We start from the raw sequence: 20,838 nt of genomic DNA, 5'->3' as shown, positions 1-20,838 counted from the left end.
CCCGCCCTTAGCCCGCGGCCGCGCGGATTTCGGTCTGCATCTGCAGATAGACGCCGATCGTTTCCGGGTTGACGACGAACGACGTCAGCTTGCTGAAGTCGAGCCCCTTGCCGCCGAAGATCAGATCCGCGTCGTGCACGTCGGGCCCGATCTTGTCGCGCAGGCCCGCGATCGCCGCCGGAAAACCGAGGTAGCGCGTTTCGGCGACCTGCACTTCGGGCCGCAACTGATACGCGAGAAAACCGTACGCGTCGTCGAGATGCGGCGCATGCTTCGCAATCGCATAGTTGTCCACCCAAAGCTCGCTCAACGGACCTGGCACGACCCATTTGAGCCGCGGATTCAGCATGATCGCCGCGCGCGCGCCGGCCTGATGCGTCTGCGCCAGCACGATCGAACCGTTCGCCGCCGCATCGGGCTGCAGAGTCGCGAAGGTTTTCACGTGCTTCGCAAAGCGTTTGACGGGCTCGGCCGCCGCACGGATCTGATCGGCGCTGGCCTTGTTCCAGTCCTGCCCGCGCATCCACAGTTCGGGCCCGATCGTCTCCCAGCCCGATACCGACAGCCGCACCTTGCCCGATACGCCCGGCTTCTCGCCGGCCTTGAAGAAGTCCTCCCATGTGACGATCTCGCCCGTCACTTGCGGATCGTAGAGCACGCCGAGCAGCCCCCAATCCTTTGGTATCGAATAGCGGTTGCCCCGGTCGTATTCGCGATCGAGCAGCTTCGGGTCGAGCGACGCGAGATCGAGCCGGCTGTGATCGAACTCCTGCAACAGGCCGCGCTTCGCGAACTGCGCGATCCAGCTCGACGACGGAATCACGATGTCGAACCCCGCGCCCGCCGGGCTATTGAGCTTCGCGAACAGGGTCTCGTTCGAATTGAATGTCGATACCGCGGGCGTGACGCCGGACTGCTGCGCATAGGCACGCAGATCGGTCGTCGAAAAATAGTCGGGCCAACTGTAGATGTTCAGTTGACGCGACGCCGCCGCACGCGCGAACGGCGAGCCGGCGAACGGCGCCATGAGGGCGGCGGCTCCGAGCATCCGCAAGACCGAGCGACGCCGCTCGATGCGGCCAGCCGCGCGTCCTCGCAGGCCAACGTGCGCGATCGGGTGTTGGGGTGGGTGTTCTTTCACGTCGATTTTCAAGCCTCGTTTGCAATGAACGCGGTGCGCATGGTCGAAAGACAACACCTGACAGGGCCTGATTATTTCATCGTTTTTGCTATCGTTCAGTGTCGAGCCGCCTCGCGCGGGGCTCGCCCGACCTTTACCGACTCGCACAACACCACCGGGGACATTCGATGCCGCTTCGCCTACCGCCCTTATCGTCGCTGCGCTTTTTCGAAGCGGCCGCGCGGCATCGAAGCTTCAAGCTCGCCGCGGCGGAGCTCAACGTGACGCCGAGCGCGGTCAGTCACGGCATCGTCGGGCTCGAAGAGGCGCTGGGCGTCGAGCTGTTCGTGCGCGAGCCGCGCGGACTGTCGCTCACGCGCGAGGGCAAGCTGTATCTGCCGTATATCGCCGAGGCCTTTGCGCTGATCGCGATCGGCACGCAGCGGCTGCCCGACCGGCGCGCGAACCGCACCATCGCCGTCAGCTGCGCGCCGACGCTCGCGATGCGCTGGTTCGTGCCGCGCCTCGCGCGCTTTCGCGAAGGCTGGCCGAACGTCAACGTCAGCGTCGACACGTCGCGGCGGCTCGTCGGCTTTCCGGCCGACGGCTTCGATTTCGCGCTGCGTCTATCGCGCGGCCCGATTGCCGGCGCAACGTGCGACCGCCTGTTCGGCGAGCGGCTCGTGCCCGTGTGCAGCCCGGCGTATCTCGAGACGTTGATCGGGCGCGACAACGGATCGGTCGACCTGCGCCGCGCGACGCTGATCCAAGTCGATACCGCGAGCGCCGACTGGCAAGCGTGGCTGGACGGCGCGGGCGCGGATGCCAACTGCAAGGACCTCGACGCCTCGAGCGGTCTGCGCTTCGATACGGTCCAGCTCGCGCTCGAGGCCGCCGCCGGCGGGCTCGGCGTCGCCATCGGCCGGCTGCCGCTCGCCGACGCCGACCTTGCCGGCCGCACGCTCGTCGCCGCAAGCGGCCTCGTCGTCACGGCCGAGCCGGCCTATTGGCTCGTCAGCGCACACGCCGACGACGAACGCCCCGAAATGATTGCGTTCAGGCGCTGGCTGCTCGCCGAAGCAGCGAGCGTCGAACCGGTTGCGGATGCAACCGGTTCCGGCGTGCCGGAAGAGACATGAAAATTTCTCACCTGTCGTCAAAATCTTTTCTTTTGTCGCCGTTCCGAAGCGCTGCCACCATGGCCGCGAGGAGGAACCCACCATGTCGACGGCCCTGCGCCATCCTGCGCAACCCTTTAAGTCCCACCTGCTGCTCGTGATCGCCGCGGCCGCGCTCGTCATGAGCGCGGCGATGGGCGTACGGCAAACCTTCGGCCTCTTTATCGGGCCGTTCTCGTTCGACCGCGGCGTGCCGGTCACGCTGATCGCATTCGCGATCGCGCTGCACAACCTCGTCTGGGGCTTTGCTCAGCCCTTTGCAGGCGCGGCCGCCGACCGTCATGGCGCAGCGCCGGTGGTCGCCTTCGGCGCTGCGGTGTTTGCCGCGGGCCTCGCGCTTGCGGCGGCTTCGTCGTCGGGCTGGATGCTCGTGCTGGGCCTCGGCGTGCTGGTCGGCGTCGGCATCAGCTGCACGAGCTTCGGCGTCGTGCTGAGCGCGGTGGGACGCGTGGCATCGGCGCAACAGCGCAGCCTTGCGATGGGCCTTGCAAGCGCGGGCGGATCGCTCGGCCAGGTGCTGATGGTGCCGCTCGCACAGACGGTGCGGCTCGATTCAGGCGTAGGCACGTCGCTGCTGGTCCTCGCCTTCGTGATGTTGCTCGCGGCGCCGCTCGGCATCGTGCTCGATCGTCGAGGGCGCGCGCAGCCTGCCAATGCACCGCGCGCCGTGGCGGCAACCACCAGAACGTCCATCACGGCGGCGAAGCCGTGCGAAATGCAGCCGGCCTCGTTACGCGCAACGCTCGCCTATGCGTCGCGCCATCGCGGCTACCGTCTGCTCACGCTCGGCTTTTTCACCTGCGGCTTCCAGCTCGCGTTCATCGCAACGCATCTGCCCGGCTATCTTTTCCTGTGCCATATGCCGATCGGCCTCGGCGCAACCGCGCTATCGCTGATCGGGCTGTTCAACATGGCCGGCAGTTGGGCATGCGGCTGGCTCGGCGGACGCTACCGGCAACAGATCGTACTCGGCTGGCTCTATCTGATTCGCGGCGCGGCCATCGCGGCATTCTTCCTGCTGCCGAAGACGACGACGTCGGTCGTGCTGTTCGCGGCCGTGATGGGACTGACATGGCTCGGCACCGTGCCGCTCACGAGCGGACTCGTTGCGAAGGTGTTCGGCACGCGGCATCTCGGCACGCTGTTCGGGGTCGTCTTTCTGAGCCACCAGCTCGGCTCGTTCCTCGGCGCGTGGCTCGGCGGCTTCGTATTCGACGTGACGGGCTCGTATTCGCTGGTTTGGGGCGCGACCGCGCTGGCCAGCCTGTTCGCGGCGCTACTTCACTTTCCGATCGACGACACCGTTGTCGAAGATGCGAAGTTACCGGTCGAAGCAGCGCGCGCGTAACAGGCGCAATTTCAGGCGTAATTTCAAACGCAATAGCAGGCGCGATCGCAACCCGCGTCGCCTAGCGGGTCGGTTTGATGTTCTGATTGAGGCTGAAGAAGTTCGACGGATCGTACTTCGCCTTCAGCTCGGCCAGGCGTGCATAGTTATCGCCATACGCAACACGGCTTTGCTCAGGCACTTCGTCGCTGAAGAAATTCGGCAGATAAGCGCCGTTCGAATACGGCCGGAGTGCATCGAACAGGCCGCGCGCCCAGGCGACGTGCCGATCGTTGTCGGCCGGATCGAGCCACTGCGGCATGATGTTGATGTAATACAGATGGTCGCGATGCGGAAACGCCGTTTCCGCGGCCGGCACGCGCGTCGCCGCGCCGGCGTAGTACTCGACCACGACCGCGGTCAGCGGCGAAACCGGACGCGCCATATGCTCGATCAGCAAATCGATCACATCGTCGCTGAACGATTTGACGAACGTCGATTTCCAGTAGTTGTGCGACTTGTCCGGAAACGATTGCTCGAGGAACGACTGCATGACCGGGAACGGCATCGGCTCGATCGCATCGAGCATCGGCGTGCCGAACTGGCGCAGCGGCGCAAGCACGCGCTCGCCCTCGGCGAGGTCGCCGCCGCAATAGCACACGATCATGCCGACCGCGGGCACACCGTCCGGCGTCGACAGCAAGCCCGCATAGGCAGTCAGCTCTTCGGGCGCGGTCGCCATGAACTCGCGGAAATGGCGCAACACATCGCGCGCATCGGCGCGCGGATAGAGCAGCAGGCCGCCGAGCACCGTCTTCACCGGATGTGCGCGGAACACGAACGACGTGACGACGCCGAAGTTGCCGCCGCCGCCGCGCAGCCCCCAGAACAGATCGGGATTCGAATCGGCGCTCGCGGTCACGAGCTCGCCGTTCGCGGTCACCACTTCGCACGACAGCAGGTTGTCGATCGTGAGCCCGTACTTGCGCACGAGGAAGCCGACGCCGCCGCCGAGCGTGAGCCCCGCGATACCGGTCTTCGACACCACGCCGGCCGGCACCGCGAGGCCGTGCAGATGCGTCTCGCGGTCGAGATCGGCGAGCAGCGCGCCGGCCTGCACGTGAACCGTGCGCGTTGCCGCGTCGACCGACACGCGCTTCATCGCCGACAGATCGATCACGAGGCCGTCGTCGCATAGCGAGCGGCCCGCGACGTTATGGCCGCCGCTCTTCACCGACACGAGCAGGTCGTTCCCCCGCGCGAACTTCACGGCGCGAATCACGTCGGACGCGCTCGAACAACGTGCGATCAGACCCGGATGCCTGTCGATGCTCGCATTCCAGATCGTGCGCGCCGCTTCATAACCTTCATCGCCGGGCGACAACGCCTCCCCTTTGAATTCGCTGCGGAACGTGGCGATGGCTGCGGGGTCGACGTGCTTGCCGTCGCGCTGCTTCAGCGTGGCTGCGTGCATTGTTTTTTCCTCAGAAAGAGTCGAAGGGGTTACATCTCGGCCCGGATGTCACCGGACGGGTTGAAAAAGGCGTGCCGTCAACAGCAAAACGCATGAGTACGGCGGCGGCGATGCAACCAGAACAGCTAGCATCCACGCGTTATTCCATAACCGGTGTGGCATGACCTATTACGTTCAGCTCATGCGGGCGTTCGCTGCGCGCGCGATTGCGGCGATTGCGGCGAACCCGGCGGTAGGTGCACGATGCATGCGCCTCAACAACCGGGTGCATGCCGATGCGACGTGGTCATTGAAGACAAGCGCTCCTAACTTCCCGATCCGGCGCGTACGTGCGGCGCTCTCGTCATGCGCCGACGGATCGCCTATCATCGTGACGGTCGGCGCCCGCGCGCGAATGTGCGCTGCCGCACACAGGTATGCACCGCGTTTCAAGCCGAACCGGAACACACGGAGGACGACGGATCATGCAGAACACCACCGAGGTGCTGATCGTCGGTGCGGGCCCTGTCGGCCTGCTGCTGGCCACCGAATTGCGCCGCGACGGCATCGATGCATGCGTGATCGACCGCCAGGCGAGCCGCGCGTTTTTCTGCAAGGCGCTCGGCGTCACCGCGCGCACGCTCGAAGTGTTCGACGATATCGGTATTGCGGCTGACGCCATCGATGCCGGCGTATGGCTGACCGGCATCGAAACATGGCAGGACGGCGCGCCCGCGGGCGGCATGCAGCTGTCGCAGTTGCAAGGGCTGCCGTATGGCGCGCTGTCGCTCGCGCAATTCGATACGGAACGCTTGCTCGAAACAGCACTGCAGCGGCACGGCGGCCACGTCGAATATGGCTGGGCGCTCGAGGCGTTTAGCGAAGCCAACGACGACGTAGAGGCCCTGTTACGCGGGCCGCAAGGCGAGACACGTACGCTGCGCTGCCAATGGCTCGTCGGCTGCGACGGTGCGCGCAGCACGGTGCGCGCGCAACTGAATCTGCCGTATGAAGGCGCACGCTATCCGCAGACCTTTGCGCTTGCCGACGTCGATGTCGACTGGGCACTGCCGCGCGGGCCGATGTACCGCTTCAACTGGTCCGATGCCACGCGCGCGGTGTCGTCGCTCGCGGCCGTGCCGGTGCGCGGTTCGGTGCAACGCTATCGGCTTTCGGTGATCGTTGCGTCGGAAGCGCTCGCGACACAGCTCGCCGAGCGTTTCGCCGCGAACGACGCGCCCGGTCTCGAGCAGATCCGCGCGTTGATGCTGCCCGCGCTGCCCGAAGGCACGGGCCTGTCGAATCAGCGCTGGTCGTCGGTGTATCGCGTGAGCCACCGCATCGTGCCGTCGTATGGGCACGGGCGCGTGTTCATTGCGGGCGACGCCGCGCATATTCATCCGCCGGTCGGCGGCCAGGGCATGAACACCGGCTTGCAGGACGCACACAACCTCGCGTGGAAGCTGTCGCTCGTCGCACGCGGCCTCGCGCGGCACGCGCTGCTCGACAGCTATTCGAGCGAGCGGCGGCCGGTCGGCCTCGATGTCGTCGAAGCGACGACGCGCGCCATGAACAACGTACTCGCGCAGCAGGCCGCGATGCCGGGCATGCGCGAAACGCAATTGCTGGTCGGCTATCGCGATAGCGCAATCGTCGCGGACGAATGCGCGCAACTGCCGCCTGAACTGCCTGCGCCCGGCGACCGCGCGCCCGACGCGGGCGGCCTCACGCACGCATTCGTCGGCCATCCCGTGCGCCTTCACGAACGCATCGGGCGCGGCCGCCATACGCTGATCGGTTATATCGATGCGCATGGCGCCCGGCTTTGCGCACAACTTGCCGCGTTCGCCGGCGCGGGTCGGGCCCTGCAGGCAGGTCTCGGCTCCGCGGCTTCGGCTCTGCTGATCGCCGCGCCCGGCTGTACGCCGCCGCATGACGAAACCATGACGAGCTTGTCCGATACGGCCGGCGCATTCGCCGCCGCGTTCGGCGCCCACCGCGGCGTCAGCGGCGTCAGCGGCATCAGCGGCATCAGCGGCATCAGCGGCATGGGCTGGATCGTGCGGCCCGACGGTTATATCGGCTGGCGCAGCGCGCAGGTTTCGGCCGACGCGATCGACGCGTGGCTCAAGCACGCACAGATCGTCTGAAGCGCGACCGGCGGCGTGTATCGAAGCGCGGTCCCGGGTCGATCGTCGATCCGCATGCGCCAGTGCCCTGGCACCGTTTCGCGGAATAAACCAAAGCCCTTCGTTGTTTTCCTGGGCGGGTGAACGCGTCGTTGCGACCCGCCCCATCACGAACGAAGGGAAATCGCCCGATGACGCCGCCGTCCGCCCGCCCTCGCCTGCAGCATTCGCACTGGCTCCCCGATCCGTCGAACCCGGTCATCGAACGAACCGTCGGCGACGCGCTGCGCAGCGCGGCACGCGTCTATGCCGGCGAAATCGCACTGGTCGAGGGGAGCGCGGACCGCCACGCGCGCCGCGCGTGGACCTACGGCGAATTGCTGAGCGCAGCCGAGCGCATCGCGCTCGGCCTCTCACGGCGCTTTCAGCCCGACGAACACATCGCCGTATGGGGCAATAGCAGCCCCGAATGGCTACTGCTCGAATTCGGCGCCGCGCTCGCGGGCCTCGTGCTCGTCACGGTCAATCCGGCCTTCAAGGAAGCGGAACTCGCGTACGTGCTCAAGCAGTCGCGCGCGGCCGGCTGCTTCGCCGTGCCGCACTATCGCGACCGCGACATGCTCGCCACGCTCGCCGGCGTGCGCGCACAATTGCCCGCGCTGCGCGAGATCGCCTCGCTGCACGACCTGCCATACGCAAGCGCCGACGAGTTGCCGGGCGCGCGGCTGCCGGCCGTGCAACCCGGCGACATCGCGCAAATCCAGTACACGTCGGGCACGACGGGCTTTCCGAAGGGCGCGATGCTGCATCATCGCGGGCTCGTGAACAATGCGCGCTTCAACGCCGAAGCGGCCGGCGTGCGCGAGCGCGACGTCTGGATCAACCCGTTGCCGATGTTCCACACCGCCGGCTGCGGCCTCGTCACGCTCGGCGCCCTGCAGACGGGCGGCACGCACGTGATGCTGCCCGGCTTCGATGCGGGCCTGATGCTCGAACTGATCGAGTCCGAACGCGGTTCGTTCACGCTTTCGGTGCCGACCATGGCGATCGCGGTACTCGAACATCCGACGCTCGCGCAGCGCGACCTGTCGTCGTGGCGGATTGCGGGGCTCGGCGGCGCGCCGGTGTCGGCCGAACTCGCCGAGCGCATCGAGAACACGGTGCCCGCGCGCGTGACGATCGGCTTCGGTTTGACCGAGCATTCGCCGTATATCACGCACACGCGTCCCGACGAGCCGTTCGAGCGGCGCGCGTTGACCGTAGGCCGCCCGCTGCCGAACACCGAAGTGAAAATCGTCGACCCGCACACCGGTGCCATCGTGCCGGTCGGCGACATCGGCCAAATCTGCGCGCGCGGTTACGCGGTCATGCGCGGCTACTACGACAATCCGCAAGCGAGTGCCCAGACACTCGATGCCGATGGCTGGCTGCGCACGGGCGACCTCGGCAGCATCGATCCCGACGGCTATTGCAGCATTCACGGACGACTGAAGGACGTGATCATCCGGGGCGGCGAAAACATCTATCCGCGCGAGATCGAGGACGTGCTCGTCACGTACCCGGGCGTGGCCGATGCGGCCGTCGTCGGCGCGCCGGATCCGACGTGGGGCGAAGTGGTGGTCGCGTTCATTCGCACGACCGCAGGCGCGCAACTGACCGAGGACGAACTGTTCAACCACTGCCGGCGGCATCTCGCGGCGTTCAAGACGCCAAGGCATTGGCGCTTCGTCGATAGCTTTCCGCAAACGCCTTCGGGCAAGATTCAAAAATACGTGCTGCGGGAACGCTTCGCGGCCGAGGCGTGAACATGCGGATGCCGAGCGGTCGCGTGGTCACGCGTGGTTGAACGCGATGCGCGGCGCCGGCCCGACCGACTCGCGCATCGTCACCGTTACCGGAAATTCGCGGACGATCTCCCACGACGTGCGATAGCAACGGTTGATCAGCCACCTGACAGCGTTCTGCGTGAGCTCCGCGGTCGGAATATGCACCGACGTCAGCGCAGGCGCGGCGTATGCAGCCGCATAGTCGTCGTCGTAGCCGATCACGGAGACGTCGCGCGGCACGACGATGCCCGCCTGCTGGAATTTCGCGAGCGCGCTGATCGCCATCGTGTCGTTCGCGACGAACAGCGCCGTGAAAGGCCGCTTCGCATCGAGCAGCGCTTGCGCGGCCGCATAGCCGCCTTCGGGCGAAAAGTCCGATTCGATCAACGGCACCGTTTCGCGCGCAATGCCGTGCCGCGCGAGTTCGTCGAAGAAACCGGAGAGGCGCTCGATATTGTCCGATGCCGTGAACGGCCCGGAAATCACCGCGATCTGCCGGTGGCCGTGCGCAAGCAAGGTCGACGCCGCGAGTTCGCCGCCGCGGCGGTGATCGGCGCAGAACGACGCGTCGGGCAGCGCATCGAATGCGCGGTTCAGGAACACGACGCGCGGATGCATGCGGTGCAGCGCGTGCAGGTCTTCGTCGTGCAGATCGTGGCTGATGACGACCACGCCGTCGCAATCGCGCCCGATCAGAAAGCGCACCGCTTCCATGGCCTGATCGCGCGGCGACGCCTCGCCGCAGCCTGTCGCGACCACCACGTGACGGTGGACGGCGCGCAGCTGCGTGTCGGTTTCCTTGAGGATCGTGCCGTAGTACGAGCCGAAAAAGGTCGGCACGAACAGGCCAATGATGCCGAGCGAGCGTGTCGCCATCGCCCGCCCGATCGACGACGGCCGGAAGTTCAGCTCCGCGATGGCCGCGTGCACGCGCGCGGCCGCATCGGCCGACACCGGCCCTTTACCGGAAATTGCGCGCGAAGCCGTCGAAAGCCCGACTCCGGCGCGCCGCGCCACGTCTTTCAGGGTTGCCACAGTGCCTCCATCTGCCGGTGTGCTGGTCAGAGGCGCATGCTGCCGGCCTCGTCGAACAGCGAGATATGCGCGCCGTCGACCGTAAACGCAGTGGTTTCGCCCACCGCGACCGGCGTTTTCTGTTGATCGATCGACGCGATCTGCGCGCCATGATAATCGAGCCAAATAACGCGGTGGTTGCCCATCGGTTCTACAAGCGACACTTTTGCCCGCTCGCCGGCATGCCCGGTCATGTCCGCGCCGCTGTTGCCGATATGCACGCGCACGTCTTCGGGCCGCACGCCGAGCACGCATGGCCGGCCCGCCGCAGGCGCTTCGCGAAACGGATAGCGCGACACGTCGAGCGTGAAATGTGTGCCGGCGAACCGCACGCCGTCGTGTTCCACCACGAGCGTGCCATTGAGCAGATTCATCGCCGGCGAGCCGAGGAACGTCGCCACAAACAGGTTCTCGGGCCGCGCGTACACCTCGGCCGGCGTGCCGAACTGCTGGATCACGCCGTTTTTCATCACGGCCATGCGCGTGGCGAGCGTCATCGCCTCGACCTGATCGTGCGTCACGTAGATCATCGTCGCATTCAGACGCTGATGCAGTTGCTTGAGCTCGCGGCGCAGTTCGGTGCGCAGTTTCGCGTCGAGGTTCGACAGCGGTTCGTCGAACAGAAACACGTCGGCCTCGCGCACGATCGCGCGGCCGATTGCGACGCGCTGCCGCTGCCCGCCCGACAGTTGCGCGGGCTTGCGCTTGAGCAGCGGCCCCAGTTGCAGCATGTCCGATGCGCGTGCGACGCGCCGCTCGATCTCGGCCTTCGGCGTGCCGTTGATGCGCAGCGCGAACGACAGATTGCGCTCGACGCTCATCGTCGGATACAGCGCGTACGACTGGAACACGAGCGCCACGCGGCGGTCCTTCGGGTCCGCCCATGTCATGTCTTCGCCGCCGATCTCGATACTGCCGTCGCTCACGTCGATGAGCCCCGCGATGCTGTGCAGCAGCGTCGACTTGCCGCAGCCTGACGGGCCGAGCAGCACGACGAACTCGCCGCCGCGCACGTCGAGATCGAGCGCGTCGATGACGGTGTTTGCGCCCAGTTGCACCTTGAGGTCGCGCACCGCCACATTCGCGAGGCCCGCGCCATTCGCTACCGTCGCCATCTCCCCCCCTTCATTACGATTCCGCTACGGTTCCGTTACGGCTTTCGTTCAACCTTTCACCGCGCCGGACGCGATGCCGCGCACGAACCAGCGCCCCGAAACGAAGTAGACCGCGAGCGGCACGAGCGACGTCAGGATCGTCGCGGCCATGTTCACGTTGTAGAGACGCTCGCCGGTCGTCGTATTGATGATGTTGTTCAGTTGCACCGTCATCGGCAGGTTTTTCGTGCCTGCGAACACGAGACCGAGCAGGTAGTCGTTCCATATATTGGTCACCTGCAGGATCATCGCGACGACGATGATCGGCAACGACATCGGCACCATCAGTTGCAAAAAGATGCGCCAGAAGCCGCCGCCGTCGATGCGCGCGGCCTTGAACAGCTCGAGCGGTATGCCCGCGTAGTAGTTGCGAAACAGCAGCGTCATGACCGGCATGCCGAATATCGTGTGGATCGCCACGATGCCGGGCAGCGAGCTGAACAGGTGCACGCTCGCGAGCACGCGCACCATCGGATAGATCATCACCTGATACGGAATGAACGCGCCGACGAGCAGCACGCCGAACAGCCAGCCCGCGCCGCGCGGCCGCCAGAGCGACAGTGCGTAGCCGTTCACGGCGCCGACCGCGATCGACAGCACGGTGCTCGGCACGACGATGCGCACCGAGTTCCAGAAACCGACCTGGATGCCGTCGCAGTCGAGGCCGGTGCACGCGGCCTGCCATGCGTCGACCCACGGCCGCAGCGTCAGATGCGCGGGCCACGCGAGCAGATTGCCGAGACGGATTTCGTCCATCGGTTTCACCGACGTCACGAGCATTACGTAGAGCGGCAGCAGGAAGAACAGCGCGCAGACGATCAGGAACGCGTAGATGCCAAGGCGTGCCGCAGAAAATCGCGGGCGGCGCGCACGCGGACGCGGCGCGCGCGCCGCCGCGGCTACGGTGTGTTTGCCCGGGCCACGCCGTTGCGGTGAGGCGGCGGCGCCTTCGGCAGGATCGAGCGTGCTCATGTGTCACACGTCCTTTCGCGCAGCGGCGCGGCTTCTTGCATAGAAAAACGGCGCAAGGATCGCGAGCACCGTCAGCAGCATCACCACCGATGCCGCCGACGCGAGCCCGATGTTCGCGCGGCCGAACAGGTAATCCATGATGAACTTCGCGGGCACTTCGCTCGCGGTGCCGGGGCCGCCTTGCGTCATCGCGACCACCGCGTCGTAGAGCTTCACGACCATCACGAACAGCAGCACGAACGCCGTCGAAAGCGACGGTCCGAGCATCGGAATCACGATGCTCGCGTACACGCGCCAGCGCGGAATGCCGTCGAGGCGCGCGGCTTTCCACAGCTCGTCGTCGACGCCGCGCAGCCCCGCGAGCATCAGCGCCATGACGAGCCCCGACGCCTGCCAGACCGTGGCGATGACGACCGTATAGACGACCCAGTCCTGATCGACGATCCAGTCGAAATGCGCATGCGCGAAGCCGATTTTTCGGAGCACGGCCTGCGCGCCGAGCGAGGGATTCAGGATCCACTGCCAGACGAGGCCGGTCGCGACGAACGACATCGCATACGGATAGAGAAAGATCGTGCGCAACACGCCTTCGGCACTCACGCGCTGATCGATGAAGATGGCGAGCAGCATGCCGAGCACGATGCACGCGACGATAAAGCACGCGCCGTACAGCACGATATGCTGCAGCGACACGAGCCAGCGGTCGTTATGAAAGAGCCGCGCGTACTGCGTGAAACCGGCGAAGTCGTTCGACGGAAACGTGCGCGAGTTGCTGAACGACACGCGCACGGTCCAGAGCATCGTGCCCAGATACGCGAATATCACCGTCAGCAGCATCGGCAACAGCGCAACCCAGGCAGCGAACGGCCAGCGCCTGCTTAACGGACGCCTGGGCCGCAAGGGCCGGCGCCGATACACGGCGGCAGTTTCGCCGCCGGTTCCTGCGCCCGTTCCTGAGCCTGAACCCGCGCCCGCATGAGCGCCGCCACGACGCGGCTTGCCGGCCACGTCCGCGAGAGCCTGCGATTTCAGCGCGCCCATCGCTCGCTCAGCCCTTCAGCGCGCCGGCGAAGGCCTTCTGCGCATCGTCGACCGACTGGTTCCTGTTCCAGAAGTTCGTGATGACGTCGGTCAACGCGCCCTGCACATCGGGCGAAATCAGCATCTCCGGATTCGGCAACTGCCGCGACTTGTCTTTCATGATCGCAATGCCCTCCTTCGCGCACATATCGAGCTGGCTCGTATCGACGTCCGGGCGAATCGGAATCGAACCCTTGCGCTCGCTGAACGCCACCTGCGCCGTGGGCGACGTCATCACCGTCGCAAGCAGATTCTGCGCCTTGATCGCATTCGGATTGTCGGTCTTCGGAAACACGAATACGTCGCCTGCCACCAGATACGGCGAATGCGGTCCGAAGCCCGGGAAACAGCCGAAGTCCTTGCCCGCCGACTGCTTCGCCGCCGAGAACTCGCCCTTCGCCCAGTCGCCCATGATCTGCACGCCGGCCTTGCCCGAAATGACGAGCGCGGTCGCATCGTTCCAGTTGCGCCCCGGCGAACCCGGGTCGACGTAGTCGTGCAGCTTCTTGAATGAGGCGAGCACCTTCTTGAAGGCATCGGACTTCACCGCGTTGACATCGCGATCGCGGTAGACCTTAAGATACAGGTCCTGCCCGCCGACGTCCGCGAAAATCGCGTCGAACGTGATTTTTTCCTGCCACGGCTGCCCGCCGAACGCGAGCGCAATCGCGCCGGTTTTCTTGAGCTTGTCGAGATCGGCAACGAACTCGTCGAAGTTCTGCGGTTCGTTCGCGATGCCGGCTTTCTGGAACAGCGGCTTCGAATAGAAGAACCAGCCCTGCATGTGAATATCGACCGGCGTGGCGTAGTAATGGCCGTTCACACGGATGCTGTTCAGAATGGACGGCGGGAAAATGGCCGCCCAGTTTTCTTTCGCGGCCACCGTATCGACGTTGTTGAGCAAGCCCTGGTCGATCAGGTCGTGAAACTGCTTCGACGTATTGAATTGCGCGGCAGTCGGCGGATCGCCGCCGACGATGCGGTTGATCGCGGTCGCGCGCGCCTGATCGGCGCCGGCCACCGCGTTGTCGACCCACTGGCCGCCGGCCTTGTCGTACGCCTCGGCAAACTGGCGGATCGCGGCCGATTCGCCGCCCGACGTCCACCAGTGAATCACGTTCGCCTTGAGCGGCTCGGCCGCCTGTGCGGGTACCGGGGCGGCCAGCTGGGCGAACGCGCCGCATAGGGCCAGCGCGCAAGCGCTTGCCACGGCGATGTTCGTGCGCGCTGCGGGTCTTCTGCTCTTCATCGCATCTCCTTGAGGCGTTGCGCCTGCTTGTTTGAAGTCGGCTGCATGCTTGCCGGCGCGCCGCCGGCAAGCCCGATGAAAACGAGGACGAAAGACGCAGGATCAGGCGCGCGCGGCGCGTTCCTGCAGGAACTTCGAGATCAGTTGCGCGCTGCGTTTGACGGTGCGCTGCTGGGTCCGGTAGTCGACATGGACCACGCCGAAGCGGCGCTCGTAACCGTACGCCCATTCGAAGTTATCGAGCAGCGACCAGACGAAATAGCCGCGCACGTCGACGCCTTGCGCAATCGCTTCGTCGACAGCCGCGAGGTGGCGCTTCAGAAACGCGATGCGCTGCGCGTCGTCGACATGGCCGTTGTCGACCTTGTCGTCGGAGGCCATGCCGTTTTCGGTGATGTAGATCGGCGGCAACGCGCGATAGTTGCGGTGAAAGCCGGTCAGCAGATCGCGCAGGCCGTCGGGATAGACTTCCCAGCCCATCTGCGTGCGCTCGACGCCGGCGAGCGGCACTTCGATATAGCCGTTCGCGCCGTCGCTTTCCACGTTGGTGCGAAAGTAATAGTTGATGCCGAGGAAATCGAGCGGTGCACCGATGGTCTGCATGTCGCCGTCGAGCACGAGCGGTTCCGCGCCGGGCCATAGCGTCCACAGATCGGCCGGATAGGTGCCCTTCAGAAGCGGATCGAGAATCCACGCGTTGTGCTGCACTTCGAACAGATGCGCGGCGTGCGTATCGGCCGCGCTCTGCGTGTTGGCCGTGCCGCGCCCGACGTTCGCGACGATGCCCTTCTTCGATGCGGGATCGTTCTCGCGCAGAACCGCAAGCGCCTCGCCGTGCGCGAGCAGCAGATGGTGCATCGCCTGAACCGCATAGCGCAGGTTCGCGCGGCCCGGCGCGTGATGGCCGTTGCCGTAACCGAGAAACGCCGAGCACCACGGCTCGTTGAGCGTCATCCAGGCGTCGACATGGCCCGCGAGTTCGCGGCTCATCAGATCCGCGTAATCGGCAAAGCGATAGACGATGTCGCGGTTCAGCCAGCCGCCGCGATCTTCGAGATGCTGCGGCAAGTCCCAGTGATAGAGCGTCGCGAAAGTCTGCAGGCCCTTGTCCTTCAGCTTGCCGAGCAGACGCTTGTAGAAGTCGAGCCCTTTGCGGTTCGGCCGCCCCGCTTCGTCCATCACGCGCGGCCAGGCGATCGATAGCCGGTACGCTTCGAAGTTCAGCGACGCAAGCAGTTCGACGTCGCTTTCCCAGCGGTGGTAGTGGTCGCACGCGTGTTCGCCGGTATCGCCGTGCAGCACCTTGCCGGGCGTGGCCGAGAACGTGTCCCAGATCGACGGCAGGCGGCCGTCTTCGTTGACGGCGCCTTCGATCTGATACGAGGCCGTCGCCGCGCCGATCAGGAAGTGCTTGCGCCATAGCGCAGAACCGGCAGCGGGCGTGAAAGGATCGCCGCCCAGATTGCTGCCGCCGGCGACATCGAGGGATTCAACTGCGTCTTGAGCCACGGGCACTCCTCAGGCAAGGTTGAACCGCAGGGATCGTTGATCCAGCAGGAATGGAAGCGCTTCCATCCGTTCGTTGCGCACGATATCAGCGGCGCTTTTGAGGCAGCAATCCGGGTTTGTCTGGAGGAGAAGGCAACGTGCCGCAGCGCGCATGAAAAGCGCGAGATCCTGCATGCGCGCCGCATCGGGCGAGTCCGTGTGGTGCGTGCCGATCTTCGCCGTGTACGGAAAGGCGCGCGATATTGACTGTGCACGCTCAATGATTTGACTGTACGCAGCGTATATCAGCATTCGTCGACTCACACGGCGCGAACGGAATATTCTTCGCTTCTGCGCTGTTCTCATCGCTTATACGGGGGTGCCGCGTACCGGACCTGGTTGCACCGCCTCAGTGCCGCTCTGAGCGAGGCATGACGATCCACGGGCCGACTCGCAGCAATGCCGCATTCGCACTCATCCAAGGCTTCGCGCCCCACAGGAAAGGAGATGTACGGCCGTGGATACCCGTTTTATCGAAAACAGCTGGGACGGTGCGCCATCGGGCCGCAGCGCATGGATCGACGCGATCTCGACGACGCATGGTTTGCACTGCCGGCTCGACGCGACCTGCTCGGCCCCATCGGTCGCCCATCTCGTGCACGCGGGGCAAACCGACATCATCAACGTCGACATCGCGTGGCAGTCCGTTTCGCCGGTCATGCAGCGTCCTGCGTCCTGGAACGGCGATCATCTGTTCGTGAAGGTGGTCAGAAGCGGGATGATGTCGGTCGAACAGCGTGGACAGACAGTCAGGTTCGGCCCCGGCGACATCGCCGTGGTCGATCCGCTGCATATGTTCAACGAATCCTTTCGCGAGCGCACGCGCCTCGCCGTCCTGCGTTTTCCGAAAGCGGCCTTGCGCGAGCGCGGCTTGCGCCACCGCTTCCCGACGGTGTGCCGTCCCGATGCGGCGTCGGCGGACGTCGGCGCCGTTCGCGAGTTCGTGCTGAATCTGACCGCGCAGGCCGGCAAGGCCAGCGAGCCGCTGCTCGAGCGGCTCGGCGACCAGTGCCTCGATCTGATGGACGTGCTCGTCACCGAACGCGATTCGCGTGCGTCGCGCCGTGCGAGTGCCGCAACGATGCTGCGCGCGAAGCAGGTGATCGCGCGCCGCATCGGCGATCCGGATCTGAGCGTCGTGCGCATCGCCGAGGAGCTCAATATCTCGGCGAGCTGTCTCACGCGCGCGCTGAAAGCAAACGGGCTGTCGCCGATGCGCTACGCGTGGACGCTGCGTCTCGAACACGCGACGCGGATGCTGGCCGGTGCGCCGCAGGGCGCGATCCAGGAAATCGCGTATCGGTGCGGCTTCGCAAGCGCCGCGCACTTCAGCCGTGCGTTCAAGGAACGCTACGGCATGACGCCGCGTGCTTACGCGGCAAACAGAAAAACCACGGCCGCGAACGGCGCCGGCGAGCTCGATGGCGATGTCGTTTGCGCTTCCGACGACGACGCGTCGGAAGCCGCGCAGGCCGTGCGTTTGACTGGAGCCGCCCGGTCGGCGTGAGCGAAGCGGTGCTCGCGGCGGCGCGCGGCGCCTCGCGCGTGCCGCGCTCTTGCGTTGCCGCCCGCTCGTTCTATTGCCTGTTTGCTTTTTACTTCAATCGCGCCACGAGCCACGCGCGCAGCGCCACGATCTCTTCCGCGCAGACCGAATGCGGCATCGGATACGCATGCCATTGAACTTCGTTGCCGTGCGCGCGCGCATAGTCGCGCGCCGTTTCGCCGAGCGTGACCGGCAGCACGTCGTCCTGCGTGCCGTGCGCGGCGAACACGGGCGTGCGGCGGTTCGCTTCGCTCGCACGGCTTTCGACATACGGCTGCGACGGCATGTAGCCCGACAGCACGATCAGGCCGGCGAGCGCGTCCGGATGCGTCAGGCCGGCCGAGTACGTCATTGCCCCGCCCTGCGAGAAACCCGCGAGAAACACCTTCGATGTCGCGATGCCGCGCGCGTTCTGTTCGGCGATCAGCTGCCGCACGGTCGCACACGACGCGTCGATGCCCGCCTCGTCGACCTGCCGGTTGATGCCCTGAAGCGACAGGATGTCGTACCACGCGCGCATCACATAGCCGTTGTTCGCTGTCACCGGAATCTCTGGTGCATTCGGAAACACGAAGCGCACCGCAGGTGCGCCGGCGAGGCGCAGTTCGGGGATCAGCGGCACGAAATCGTTCGCGTCGGCGCCGAGGCCATGCATCAGGATCACGGCGAATTCGGGGTTCGGCGCGGTTTCGATTTCGATCGTCGACGTCGGATCGTTCATGTGTTCAAGGCTCCTTTCGTGACACGGGTGGCAATGGCGGCGCTCGTGGAGAAAGGCCGGCGTCAGATCAGCCGGCCGAGAACCAGCAGGATACCCGCTAGCGACACCACCCATACGAGCGAGCGCACATACGGCACGCCGGCCGCGTAGAGCGGCACATACACGACTCGCGCGCTCAGATAGAGCCACGCGCCGAGCGCGGTATGCGCATCGTCGCGGCCCGCGACGTGCGCGATCAGCACGGCCGCGGCAAACACGGGCAGCGTCTCGAACAGATTGCTCTGCGCGCGCATGAGCCGCCCGGTGATCTTGCCGACCGGCGCGCCCGGCTGGTCGCGTGCGCCGCTGTTGTACGCAATGCCGGTCTCGCGGTTACGCAACAGCGCGGGCAATAGTACCTGGATCAGTGCGAGCAGGAGCGTCCAAGCGAGCAGCGTCAGTTCGATGGTCATTTTTCGTTTTCCCTGGCTTCCGGCGAAAACACCGGTTATGGCGAACGGGTGTCGCGGTCAGTTGATTATTGCGGTGTGCAGATACTCAAACTTACCCTGCTTTCTGACGCGCCCCGACGCATCTTAAAATAGCGGCTTCGACGAATTCAAAGCTGCCATGCCCACTTTCCCGCCAGTCCCCTCCCCGATCGATCCGCTCCCGCACGGCGACGCCACGCCCAGCGACGACGCCGATATGTTCGAGCTCGCCCCGGTCTCGCTGTGGCTCGAAGACTTCAGCGGCGTGCGCGCGCTGTTCGACGACTGGCGCGCGCAAGGCGTGACCGATCTGCGCACGTTCCTGAAGGCCAATCCGCCGCGGGTGGCCGAGTGCGCGGGGCACATCCGCGTGATCAAGGTCAACCGCAAGACGCTGGCGCTATTCGACGCGACCGATTTCGGCGAGCTGACCGGCAACCTTTCGGCCGTGTTCCGCGACGACATGCTGAAGACGCATCTCGAAGAACTGTGCCAACTGTGGTCCGGCCAGACGCATTTCACGAGCCAGACCGTCAACTACACGCTCGGCGGCCGGCGTCTCGACGTGCTGCTCAAGGGCCAGGTGCTGCCCGGCCACGCGTTGCTATGGGACCGCGTGCTCGTGTCGGTCGAAGACGTGACCGAACTCGAACGCACGCGTTCCCGCATCGCGCACGCCGAGCAATACGCGCGCGGGCTATTCGAGCATTCGCCGGTGTCGCTATGGGTCGAAGATTTCAGCGCCGTCAAGCGCCTGCTCGACGATGCGCGCGCGCAGGGCATCGTCGATTTCCGCACGTTTACCGATGTGCACCCGGAATTCGTCGAGCGCTGCATGCAGGAAATTCATGTGCTCGACGTCAACCAGCACACGCTCGAAATGTTTGCCGCACCTGACAAACACACGCTGCTCGCGCGCCTCGCCGATGTGTTCCGCGACGATATGCGCCCGCATTTCCGCGAGCAGCTGATCGACCTGTGGGACGGCAAGCTGTTCCAGCAGCGCGAAGTGCTCAACTATTCGCTCGATGCGAGCGAAGTGCACGTGCACCTGCAATTCTCGGTGCTGCCGGGCCACGAACAGAACTGGGATCTCGTACTCGTCGCGCTGACCGACATCACCGCGCGCAAGAAGGCCGAAGCGTACCTCGAGTACCTCGGCAAGCACGACGTACTGACGAAACTGCGCAACCGCTCGTTCTACGTCGACGAGCTGAATCGGCTAGAGCGTAAAGGCCCGTATCCGGTTACCGTCATCATGGCGGACCTCAATGGCTTGAAGCGCGTGAACGACCAGCTCGGGCACGCGGCCGGCGACGCGCTGCTGCGTCGCGCGGGCGAAGTGCTCGCGAAGGCGATGGAAGTGCCGTTCGTCGCCGCGCGCATCGGCGGCGACGAGTTCGCGGTGCTGCTGCCCGGCACCGACGAGCGCGGCGGCGCGGCGATGATCGAGACGATCCGGCAACTGGTCGAACTCAACAATCAGTTCTATCCGGGCACGCCACTGAGCTTTTCGATGGGCGCGGCCACCGTGCAGCGCGGCGAACGGCTCGAAGCAGGCGTGCAGCGCGCGGATCTGCTGATGTACGAGGACAAACGCGCGCTTTATGCAACCGACGAAGCGCAGGCGCGCGAGGCAACCAAACCGTAGGCCGTTTCAGTGCGGCAGCTTCGCCGCGAGCACGTCGATCTTTTCGATTTTCGGCGGCTCGGCGAGCAGGTCGCCCGCTTTTTCCATTAGCGCGGCCGCGACCTTGCCTGACAGATGCGCGTTGCGGCCCGCTTCATCGTTGAATGCGTCGAAAATCGCGAATGTCGACGGGCCTAGCCGCACGCCGAACCATGCGATCGTTTCCGGTTCGGCTTCGACAAGCGGCAAGCCGCCGCGCAGAAACTGCTCGACATCGTTTTCCTTGCCGGGCTTGGCTTCGAGACGGACGTAAAGCGCGAGTTTGACCATTTGCATCTCCTGTCGTTGAGTACATCGCATG

At 65.4% G+C, this 20,838-nt stretch carries 18 protein-coding genes; 6 read left to right on the top strand and 12 right to left on the bottom strand.

Annotation, left to right across the window (positions count from 1 at the left end; genetic code table 11):
• Nucleotides 1-7 precede the first annotated feature (7 nt).
• Nucleotides 8-1,027, bottom strand: a complete 1,020-nt coding sequence (locus tag BTO02_RS28310; protein WP_198039274.1) for a polyamine ABC transporter substrate-binding protein — start codon at nt 1,025-1,027, stop codon at nt 8-10.
• A gap of 281 nt (nt 1,028-1,308) precedes the next feature.
• Between BTO02_RS28310 and BTO02_RS28305 the strand changes: the two genes are divergently transcribed.
• Together BTO02_RS28305 and BTO02_RS28300 are read left to right on the top strand one after the other, a co-directional pair.
• Complete coding sequence (locus BTO02_RS28305; RefSeq protein WP_075160397.1) at nt 1,309-2,259, top strand: LysR substrate-binding domain-containing protein; 951 nt, start codon at nt 1,309-1,311, stop codon at nt 2,257-2,259.
• Between the two features lie 82 nt (nt 2,260-2,341).
• Nucleotides 2,342-3,646: an MFS transporter gene (locus BTO02_RS28300; protein ID WP_075160396.1), complete on the top strand. Its 1,305-nt coding sequence runs from the start codon at nt 2,342-2,344 to the stop codon at nt 3,644-3,646.
• A 61-nt stretch (nt 3,647-3,707) separates the two neighbouring features.
• Here BTO02_RS28300 and BTO02_RS28295 read toward each other — a convergent pair whose 3' ends face one another.
• Nucleotides 3,708-5,099 carry an FAD-binding oxidoreductase gene (locus BTO02_RS28295; protein ID WP_075160395.1) on the bottom strand — a complete coding sequence of 464 codons (1,392 nt, stop codon included), beginning with the start codon at nt 5,097-5,099 and terminating at the stop codon, nt 3,708-3,710.
• A gap of 464 nt (nt 5,100-5,563) precedes the next feature.
• Between BTO02_RS28295 and BTO02_RS28285 the strand changes: the two genes are divergently transcribed.
• Together BTO02_RS28285 and BTO02_RS28280 are read left to right on the top strand one after the other, a co-directional pair.
• Nucleotides 5,564-7,228, top strand: coding sequence for an FAD-dependent monooxygenase (locus BTO02_RS28285; protein WP_075160393.1), 1,665 nt, complete (start codon nt 5,564-5,566; stop codon nt 7,226-7,228).
• A gap of 170 nt (nt 7,229-7,398) precedes the next feature.
• Nucleotides 7,399-9,012 carry an AMP-binding protein gene (locus tag BTO02_RS28280; RefSeq protein WP_075160392.1) on the top strand — a complete coding sequence of 538 codons (1,614 nt, stop codon included), beginning with the start codon at nt 7,399-7,401 and terminating at the stop codon, nt 9,010-9,012.
• A gap of 27 nt (nt 9,013-9,039) precedes the next feature.
• On the opposite strand, the gene BTO02_RS28275 is transcribed toward BTO02_RS28280, so the two are convergent.
• From BTO02_RS28275 to BTO02_RS28245, 7 genes are all read right to left on the bottom strand, one after another.
• Nucleotides 9,040-10,068, bottom strand: coding sequence for a LacI family DNA-binding transcriptional regulator (locus BTO02_RS28275; protein ID WP_075160391.1), 1,029 nt, complete (start codon nt 10,066-10,068; stop codon nt 9,040-9,042).
• A gap of 26 nt (nt 10,069-10,094) precedes the next feature.
• Complete coding sequence (locus BTO02_RS28270; protein WP_075160390.1) at nt 10,095-11,222, bottom strand: ABC transporter ATP-binding protein; 1,128 nt, start codon at nt 11,220-11,222, stop codon at nt 10,095-10,097.
• A 48-nt stretch (nt 11,223-11,270) separates the two neighbouring features.
• Nucleotides 11,271-12,233, bottom strand: coding sequence for a carbohydrate ABC transporter permease (locus tag BTO02_RS28265; protein ID WP_083615417.1), 963 nt, complete (start codon nt 12,231-12,233; stop codon nt 11,271-11,273).
• 3 nt (nt 12,234-12,236) lie between these two features.
• Nucleotides 12,237-13,070: a carbohydrate ABC transporter permease gene (locus BTO02_RS28260; protein ID WP_232243689.1), complete on the bottom strand. Its 834-nt coding sequence runs from the start codon at nt 13,068-13,070 to the stop codon at nt 12,237-12,239.
• Nucleotides 13,071-13,281: 211 nt separating this feature from the next.
• Complete coding sequence (locus BTO02_RS28255; RefSeq protein ID WP_075160389.1) at nt 13,282-14,562, bottom strand: ABC transporter substrate-binding protein; 1,281 nt, start codon at nt 14,560-14,562, stop codon at nt 13,282-13,284.
• A 102-nt stretch (nt 14,563-14,664) separates the two neighbouring features.
• Entirely contained in the window at nt 14,665-16,071 is a 1,407-nt protein-coding gene (locus tag BTO02_RS28250) for a GH1 family beta-glucosidase (RefSeq protein WP_075160388.1), read from the bottom strand.
• Between the two features lie 9 nt (nt 16,072-16,080).
• Nucleotides 16,081-16,362 carry a hypothetical protein gene (locus BTO02_RS28245; RefSeq protein WP_075160387.1) on the bottom strand — a complete coding sequence of 94 codons (282 nt, stop codon included), beginning with the start codon at nt 16,360-16,362 and terminating at the stop codon, nt 16,081-16,083.
• A gap of 205 nt (nt 16,363-16,567) precedes the next feature.
• Between BTO02_RS28245 and BTO02_RS28240 the strand changes: the two genes are divergently transcribed.
• Nucleotides 16,568-17,617 (top strand): helix-turn-helix domain-containing protein, encoded by a 1,050-nt coding sequence (locus BTO02_RS28240; RefSeq protein WP_075160386.1) that lies wholly within the window; start codon nt 16,568-16,570, stop codon nt 17,615-17,617.
• An 88-nt stretch (nt 17,618-17,705) separates the two neighbouring features.
• Here BTO02_RS28240 and BTO02_RS28235 read toward each other — a convergent pair whose 3' ends face one another.
• Complete coding sequence (locus tag BTO02_RS28235) at nt 17,706-18,377, bottom strand: alpha/beta hydrolase (RefSeq protein WP_075160385.1); 672 nt, start codon at nt 18,375-18,377, stop codon at nt 17,706-17,708.
• Between the two features lie 62 nt (nt 18,378-18,439).
• The gene (locus tag BTO02_RS28230; protein ID WP_075160384.1) at nt 18,440-18,829 is read right to left on the bottom strand and encodes an MAPEG family protein; all 390 of its coding nucleotides are present in this window, start codon (nt 18,827-18,829) and stop codon (nt 18,440-18,442) included.
• A 235-nt stretch (nt 18,830-19,064) separates the two neighbouring features.
• Between BTO02_RS28230 and BTO02_RS28225 the strand changes: the two genes are divergently transcribed.
• Nucleotides 19,065-20,498, top strand: coding sequence for a sensor domain-containing diguanylate cyclase (locus BTO02_RS28225; protein WP_198039273.1), 1,434 nt, complete (start codon nt 19,065-19,067; stop codon nt 20,496-20,498).
• 6 nt (nt 20,499-20,504) lie between these two features.
• Here the strand turns inward: BTO02_RS28225 and BTO02_RS28220 are convergent, their stop codons facing one another.
• Nucleotides 20,505-20,807, bottom strand: a complete 303-nt coding sequence (locus BTO02_RS28220) for a putative quinol monooxygenase (RefSeq protein ID WP_075160382.1) — start codon at nt 20,805-20,807, stop codon at nt 20,505-20,507.
• Between the last annotated feature and the right edge of the window lie 31 nt (nt 20,808-20,838).

Source organism: Paraburkholderia sp. SOS3 (genome assembly GCF_001922345.1).
Taxonomy (GTDB): domain Bacteria; phylum Pseudomonadota; class Gammaproteobacteria; order Burkholderiales; family Burkholderiaceae; genus Paraburkholderia.
This window is presented reverse-complemented; position numbering and strand designations above follow the sequence as displayed.

Excerpts from the sequence above, each read along its gene's own strand:
- BTO02_RS28310 (WP_198039274.1), bottom strand. The coding sequence starts at position 1,027 with ATGGCGCCGTTCGCCGGCTCGCCGTTCGCGCGTGCGGCGGCGTCGCGT.
- BTO02_RS28305 (WP_075160397.1), top strand. The coding sequence starts at position 1,309 with ATGCCGCTTCGCCTACCGCCCTTATCGTCGCTGCGCTTTTTCGAAGCG.
- BTO02_RS28300 (WP_075160396.1), top strand. The coding sequence starts at position 2,342 with ATGTCGACGGCCCTGCGCCATCCTGCGCAACCCTTTAAGTCCCACCTG.
- BTO02_RS28295 (WP_075160395.1), bottom strand. The coding sequence starts at position 5,099 with ATGCACGCAGCCACGCTGAAGCAGCGCGACGGCAAGCACGTCGACCCC.
- BTO02_RS28285 (WP_075160393.1), top strand. The coding sequence starts at position 5,564 with ATGCAGAACACCACCGAGGTGCTGATCGTCGGTGCGGGCCCTGTCGGC.
- BTO02_RS28280 (WP_075160392.1), top strand. The coding sequence starts at position 7,399 with ATGACGCCGCCGTCCGCCCGCCCTCGCCTGCAGCATTCGCACTGGCTC.
- BTO02_RS28270 (WP_075160390.1), bottom strand. The coding sequence starts at position 11,222 with ATGGCGACGGTAGCGAATGGCGCGGGCCTCGCGAATGTGGCGGTGCGC.
- BTO02_RS28265 (WP_083615417.1), bottom strand. The coding sequence starts at position 12,233 with ATGAGCACGCTCGATCCTGCCGAAGGCGCCGCCGCCTCACCGCAACGG.
- BTO02_RS28260 (WP_232243689.1), bottom strand. The coding sequence starts at position 13,070 with ATGCTGCTGACGGTGATATTCGCGTATCTGGGCACGATGCTCTGGACC.
- BTO02_RS28255 (WP_075160389.1), bottom strand. The coding sequence starts at position 14,562 with ATGAAGAGCAGAAGACCCGCAGCGCGCACGAACATCGCCGTGGCAAGC.
- BTO02_RS28245 (WP_075160387.1), bottom strand. The coding sequence starts at position 16,362 with ATGCTGATATACGCTGCGTACAGTCAAATCATTGAGCGTGCACAGTCA.
- BTO02_RS28235 (WP_075160385.1), bottom strand. The coding sequence starts at position 18,377 with ATGAACGATCCGACGTCGACGATCGAAATCGAAACCGCGCCGAACCCC.
- BTO02_RS28230 (WP_075160384.1), bottom strand. The coding sequence starts at position 18,829 with ATGACCATCGAACTGACGCTGCTCGCTTGGACGCTCCTGCTCGCACTG.
- BTO02_RS28225 (WP_198039273.1), top strand. The coding sequence starts at position 19,065 with ATGTTCGAGCTCGCCCCGGTCTCGCTGTGGCTCGAAGACTTCAGCGGC.
- BTO02_RS28220 (WP_075160382.1), bottom strand. The coding sequence starts at position 20,807 with ATGGTCAAACTCGCGCTTTACGTCCGTCTCGAAGCCAAGCCCGGCAAG.